At 67.7% G+C, this 6,874-nt stretch carries 4 protein-coding genes; 2 read left to right on the plus strand and 2 right to left on the minus strand.

Translation table 11 applies throughout. The features are described from left to right. Together ACZ6DT_RS12850 and ACZ6DT_RS12855 are read right to left on the minus strand one after the other, a co-directional pair. Positions 1–1,092 (minus strand): HAMP domain-containing protein (locus ACZ6DT_RS12850; protein WP_465593068.1); only part of this gene is annotated, 1,092 nt, incomplete at its 3' end. A 652-nt stretch (positions 1,093–1,744) separates the two neighbouring features. Beyond that, positions 1,745–2,134, minus strand: coding sequence for an STAS domain-containing protein (locus tag ACZ6DT_RS12855; protein ID WP_465593071.1), 390 nt, complete (start codon positions 2,132–2,134; stop codon positions 1,745–1,747). A 396-nt stretch (positions 2,135–2,530) separates the two neighbouring features. Between ACZ6DT_RS12855 and ACZ6DT_RS12860 the strand changes: the two genes are divergently transcribed. Next, entirely contained in the window at positions 2,531–5,149 is a 2,619-nt protein-coding gene (locus ACZ6DT_RS12860; protein ID WP_465593074.1) for a SpoIIE family protein phosphatase, read from the plus strand. An 88-nt stretch (positions 5,150–5,237) separates the two neighbouring features. Next, positions 5,238–6,587, plus strand: a complete 1,350-nt coding sequence (locus ACZ6DT_RS12865) for an APC family permease (RefSeq protein ID WP_465593077.1) — start codon at positions 5,238–5,240, stop codon at positions 6,585–6,587. Positions 6,588–6,874: the final 287 nt, after the last annotated feature.

Genomic DNA, 6,874 nt, shown 5'->3' on the forward strand with positions numbered 1-6,874 from the left:
GTCGGTGAGGTCGCGCCAGGTGCCCGAGACGCCCTTGACGTCGGCTTGGCCGCCGAGACGGCCTTCGGTGCCGACCTCGCGCGCGACGCGCGTGACTTCGTCGGCGAAGGCGGACAGTTGCCCCACCATGGTGTTCAGCGTGTCCTTCAGCTCCAGGACCTCGCCGCGGGCCGTCACGTTGATCTTCTGCGACAGGTCGCCCTTGGCGACCGCGGTCGCGACCTGGGCGATATTGCGGACCTGGTCGGTGAGGTTGCCCGCCATGAAGTTCACGGAGTCGGTGAGGTCGCGCCAGGTGCCCGAGACGCCCTTGACGTCGGCTTGGCCGCCGAGACGGCCTTCGGTGCCGACCTCGCGCGCGACGCGCGTGACCTCGTCGGCGAACGAGGACAACTGATCGACCATCGTGTTGATGGTGTTCTTCAGCTCGAGGATTTCACCTCGCGCGTCCACCGTGATCTTCTGCGACAGATCGCCCTTGGCGACCGCGGTCGTCACCTGCGCGACATTCCGGACCTGGTCGGTCAGGTTGCCCGCCATGAAGTTCACCGAGTCGGTGAGGTCGCGCCAGACACCGCCGACGCCCGGAACCTCCGCCTGGCCGCCCAGCCTGCCCTCGCTGCCGACTTCGCGGGCGACACGGGTGACTTCGTCCGCGAACGAGGACAGCTGGTCCACCATCGTGTTCACGGTGTCCTTGAGCTCGAGGATCTCGCCTCGCGCGTCGACGTCGATCTTCTGGGACAGGTCGCCTCGGGCCACCGCGGTCGCGACTTGGGCGATGTCACGCACCTGGGTGGTGAGGTTGCCCGCCATCGCGTTCACCGAGTCGGTGAGGTCCTTCCAGGTGCCTGAGACACCCGGTACCTTCGCCTGCCCGCCGAGCTGCCCCTCGCTGCCGACTTCGCGGGCGACACGGGTGACTTCCGAGGTGAACAGGGACAGCTGATCCGCCATCCCGTTGAACACCGTCGCGATGTCGCCCAGTAGACCGTCGTCGCCGTCCGGAAGCCGAATGCCGAAGTCCCCGTCCCGCACCGCGGTCAAGCCGGCGAGAAGCTGCCGCAGCTCCTCTTCCCCAGCGCGACTCATCGTCGAAACCGCCGACCCACTCATCCGCCACCACTCTTCATTCACAAGGTCGAGGAAAGTGTTCGGGCGAGAAGGAACGGCCCGCACGGTTCCCGAGCATAGCCAAGCTGTACTACTGTCCATCGTGACGGTTGAGCAACCAGCCGCAACCGCCCGGCGGGTCCTGTGGCCGGCTGTCTTCGGGTCGCTCTAATACGAACCATATTCAGGGCGAAACGCCGTGCCTGAACGAGTCCATGCCGCCTCGCGCCGTGGACAATTTCGGCGTACCCGCTTGTGAACTGATTCTTCGCTGGATGGTTTCGAACTACTCGGAGAAAGGGTTACGTAGTGACATCGACTCGGTAGTAGGCGCGGCGTGATGAGTAACGAATCACAGCTGTGACGTCATCCAGATCGCCATCCACAAGAGGCATCCCAGCGCTCCGCCGACCCCGAAGGCGAGCAATAGCAGCCGTAGGGCAGCGATCTCGCTTGCCCTTCCAGAGGTCCTGGTCATCCCCGTGGGTGTGCTTGTCGTATCGGCCATGGCCTCGACTTCCCCAGCGAACCGCGTTTTACACCTGGATCGCCGTACCTGGTGAACCGGCCGGATGACGAGACCGGATTCCCGTGTGCGCGGTGTCGCGCGCGTGACCCCGATGTTCAGCAGTCAGCGCCGATCGGCCTCGAGAGCGGCGGCCTGGTCGGGGTGCACGGTGAACAGAGCCAGCAGCCCGACGAGCTCCAGCGTTCTCCGCAGGGCCCCGGTGTTGTCGAGGACCAGCCTCACCGGGACGCCGGCGTCGGTGGCGCGAGTGCGGATCTTGACCAGCTCGTTCAGGCCGGTGCTGGAGCAGAAGGTCACCTTCGACAAATTCAGCACGACGGCGACGGTGCCCGGAGCGGGCTCACCGTCCAAGACGTTCCCGAGAATTTTGGCGGTGGCCAGGTCGATTTCCCCGATGGCCCCGATGACGACTCGGCCGTCGCCGGGGCGGGTCACCGTGACTGTCAGCGGGCCATCGCCGGTGTAGGTTTCGTCGGGGTGCTGGGTCGTCACCGTGCTGCTCCTCATCAGGGGTGCGGCCCGGGTCACCGATGGTCCGGCTGAGCGGGCCATCGGCTTAGGCTGTTGGATGATAGACCCGCTCCCCGGCGGATCACAGCCGGTGCTCCACGCGGAGGTCGCCGACCTCGCCTCGCACGGGTTGCCTGAAGTGGGCATGCCGAAAGTTCGAGAAGGCCGCGACCGTCCGGATTCCTCACGTATACGGTTTCCGGGACGGTCCGCTTTCCGGTCGGCGCCCGGTGTTCGTAGCTGAGAGGGTTTGTGCTCATGGAAACGCAAGGCTCGCCGTCGGGTTCCGGTGACGGTGACCCGGACCTTCTTCACGTGGTGGATGGTTCGCCGGTCGTCGTATGGCAGGCGGATGCCCGTAGCGGTGCCTACTCTTTCGTGTCCGAGGGATGCCGGCGCCTGCTCGGGCATCCTGCCGCCGCCTGGCTGGCCGATCCGGCCTTCGCGGTGTCCTTGGTGCACCCGCAGGATCGCGAGCGTTACCTCCGCGTGCGTGCCCAAGGCTGGGCCCGTCTCGACTACGACCTCACTTACCGCGCGATCGCGGCGGACGGACGGATCGTCCGGCTTCAGGAGCTGGGAAGGGTACTGCCCGGGGGCGTCGTCAGCGGTGTCCTGCTCGACGTGTCCGGGAGGCGGCCGGAGACCGAGCGGCAACAGTTCCTCGCCGAATTCGAGCGAGGGCTCCAGGAGCTGGAGGACGCCGAACAGGTCATGGCGTACGCGGCCCGTCGCCTCGGCGACTATCTGGGCGCCGATCGCTGTGCCTACGCCGAGGCCGAAGACGATGAGGACCACTTCCTGATGAGCGGCGACCATGCCACCGGTCTTCCGCCGTTGCCCGGCCGCTTCGCGATGTCGGAGTTCGGGAACGGGTGCATGCGCGCGATGCGGGCCGGTCTGCCGTGGGTCGTCGCCGACAGTTCCGAGGACGACCGCCTCGAACCAGCGGACCTGAATGCCTATCGGGTGACCGGCATCCGGGCCGTCATCTGCGTGCCGCTGCTGCGCGGTGGGCGGTTCGTCGCCGCGATGGCCGTCCACCAGGCGACCGTCCGGCACTGGACGGACGCCGAGGTCGACCTGGTGGAAATGATCGTGAACCGCTGCTGGGAATCCATTCAGCGCACACACGCCGGCCGGGCGCTGCGGGACAGCGAACAGCGTCACCGGCTACTCGTGGAACGGGCCACCGACGCGATCTGGATGCTCGACCGCGACCTGAGATTCGACGAGATCAATCCGGCGGCCTGCGAATTGCTCGGCTACTCCCGCGACGAGCTCATCGGCACCCCGATCACCGACCTGCTCGAGAACGACGGAAGCGACCGGTGGCGAGAATTCGTCGCGGATCTGGCGAAGGTCTGGGAGACCAGCGATGTACACCACTTCCACCGGGCCGACGGAACCGGTGTCGCCCTCGAACTGAGCATTCAGGCCACCCCGTCCGGTGTGCAGGCGATCGGCCGCGACGTCACCGAACGACGTCGCCGTGAAGCCGAGCGCGACCTGATGCTGCAACGCGAACGCGACATCGCGGAGACCCTTCAGCGGAGCCTGCTGCCCCGAGAACTCCCGGCACTGCCCCGAATCGCCGCCGCGGCACGCTATCTGCCCGTCGCCGCCCACGCGCAAACGGGCGGAGACTGGTACGAGTTGATCGCACTGCGTGGCTCCGTCGTGGCGCTCTCGGTCGGCGATGTCGTCGGCAAGGGACCACAGGCCGCGGCGATCATGGGCCAGCTGCGCAGCGCGCTGGCCGTCAGCCTGCTCGACGGACACGGGCCCGCCGCGGCGCTGCAACGCCTCGACGCGTTCGCCGCCCGCACCGAGGGAGCGTCGGGCACCACCTGCGCGTGCTTGACCCTCGACTGGGAAACCGGCGAATTGCGGTGGGCTCTCGCCGGGCATCCGCCGCCAGTGGTCGTCGACGGCTCCACCGCGACACTGCTTCCCGGCGGAGGCAGCGTGCTGGGCGGGCCGCGACGCTCGCGCTACCGGGAGGAAACCGCGACCCTGAATCCCGGAGCTTCGGTGCTGCTGTACACCGACGGCTTGGTCGAACGGCGCGACGAGCACATCGACGAGGGGCTGCGACGGCTGTGTAAAGCCTTGGCGGACAACCAATCCTTGTCCCCGGAACCGCTGGTCGCGACGATCATCGACAGCCTGCTCGACACCGGGCAGGACGACGATGTGGCGTTGCTCGGGCTCCGGCTGACACCACCGCCGCTGCGACGCAGCCGAACCGCGGAACCCGGTATCCTCCGGGAGCTGCGCGCGGAGGTCGTTCACTGGGCACAGCTCGCCGGCATCTCCGCCGAGTTGTACCAGGACCTGAACCTCGCCCTCGTCGAAGCCGTCGCGAACTCCATCGAGCACGCCTATCCCCAGACCGCCGGCGAGGTCGCCTACTCGGTGACCAGGACCGCGACGGGCGAAGTCGAGGTCGTCGTGACCGATCACGGCACCTGGCGGCCTGAACCGGCCGACAACGGACACCGCGGTCGCGGCATCCGGCTCATCAAGGCGCTGGCCGAAGAAGCCACCATCGAACAAGGCGAGCACGGCACCGCGGTCCGGTTCCGGATCGCGGTGCAAACGGCATCGGCCGCCGGTACGGTGCCGTCGGTCCTGACCGCCGGAACACCCATGAAAGTGTCGGTGGACGACACGCCCGACGAGCCCATCCTGCGCTTGGCGGGTGACCTCGACCTCACCACCATCGCCGACGCGAGGCAGGCCCTGCTCCACCGGATCGAATCCGCCGACGCGCCGGAGCTGACGATCGACCTGACCGGAGTGCGTTACCTCAGCAGCTGCGGCATCGCGCTCTTGCTCGACGCCGCGGCACTGGCGTCGGGAGTGGACACGACGTTGACGGTGTTGACGACGGCGGGTTCCATGCCACTGCGGATTCTGGAGCTCGCCGGGTTGACCGGGCCCGGCAGCGACATCCTCACCATCGAGACCGTGCCGGCTCCTTCGACGAACTGACTCAGGGAGCAAAGCGGAGATTCTCCGTGGGCTGTCCCTGTTTTGCTTCTGTTCGGCGGGGCAGGCTTTTCTCCAGGAGACTGAGCCGATGACCGAACCGTTGACTCGTGCGGTGACTACCCCGTTGCTCTACCTGTTCATCGTGGGTGACGTGCTGGGCGCCGGAATCTACGTGCTCATCGGGCAGATCGCCGGCGTGTCCGGGAGCGCGGTGTGGGTGCCGTTGGTGATCGCGCTGGCGCTGGCCATGCTCACGGCGGCGTCCTACGCGGAGCTGGCGACGAAGTATCCCCGGGCCGGCGGCGCCGCGCATTACGCCCACCGGGCGTTCGGGCCGTTCACCGGTTTCGTGATCGGCTTCTGCATGCTTGCCGCCGGGGTGGTCTCGGTGGCCGCGCTCGCTCGCGGCTTCGGAGGCGATTACCTGCGGGAGTTCGTCGACTTGCCGCCCGTGCTGGTGATCGCCGTGTTCTTGCTCTTGCTGGCCGCGCTCAACGCCCGCGGCATCAAGGATTCCCTGCGTGCCAACATGGTCGCCACGCTGATCGAGACCGGTGGGCTGGTGCTGGTGATCGGGCTCGGCCTGTGGGTCATGGGACGAGGGGACGCCGAACCCGCCCGGCTGGTCGAACTCGGTACCGCGGAGAGCGGACCGGTCGCCGGGGTGCTGGCCGGGGTCGTGCTGGCGTACTACTCGTTCGTCGGCTTCGAGACGTCGGTGAATATCGCGGAGGAGACGAAAGACCCCCGCCGGTCCTATCCGCGGGCGCTGTTCGGCGCGATGGCCACCGCCGGCCTGTTGTACCTGTTGGTGGGGGTGGTCGCCGGCGCGGTCGTGCCCGCGTCCCGGTTGGCCGAGTCGAGCGGGCCGCTGCTGGAAGTGGTGCGCGTGGCCGGTGGCGTACCGACATGGGTGTTCGGGGTGATCGCGCTGGTGGCCGTGGCCAACGGCGCGCTGCTCACCAGCATCATGTCTTCCCGGCTGGCCTACGGCATGGCCCGTGACCGGCTCCTGCCGTCGGCGCTGACGAAGATACTGCCCCACCGGCGCACCCCCTGGGTCGCCATCGTCACGACCACCGGCATCTCCTTGGTATTGGCGCTCACCGGAGAGATCGCCGTTCTCGCCTCCACTCTCGTCCTGTTGCTGCTCATCGTTTTCGCGGCGGTGAACACCGCGGTGTTGGTGCTGCGAAAAGACACGCAGGCGATTCCGCATTTCCGCGCGCCTTCGGTGCTTCCCGTGCTCGGGCTGGCATCGTGTGTCCTGCTGGCAACGCAGGTCGAGGCCGCCGTATGGCTGCGTGGCGGTGTGCTGGTCGCGGTCGCCTTGCTGTTCGCGGTGGTGCACGCCGTGGTGACCCGACGAGGTGCCGGCCGGCACGACGAACCACATGCCGACGAGGCCACGGCCGACGCCGGCCGAGCAGGCAATTGAGCGACTCGACGCGAATCGAGGCCACCGGAGGCGGAATCAACACGTTCTGAGTGCCCGAGAGCGTCGAAGCCGGTCTTGCCCCAATGCCAGGTGGCAGCTTGCGCACGTCAGCCCCATCGTGTCCATTATGGACTGTTGCTGGTGTGGCGCCAAGGGTACGCGGGGCGTCGGGGGCGGGGGGGGGGGGGGGGGGGGGGGGGGGGGGGGGGGGGGGGGGGGAGAGGGAGAAAGGAGAAGGGGGGGGGAAGTCCATATTGTTTTCCCTCCAACTATGGCAGGGGGGAGGG

This window comes from Amycolatopsis sp. NPDC041971, assembly GCF_055588925.1.

What these genes read in the sequence shown, in the direction of transcription:
- ACZ6DT_RS12865 (WP_465593077.1), top strand. Translation starts at nt 5,238, where the DNA reads ATGACCGAACCGTTGACTCGTGCGGTGACTACCCCGTTGCTCTACCTG.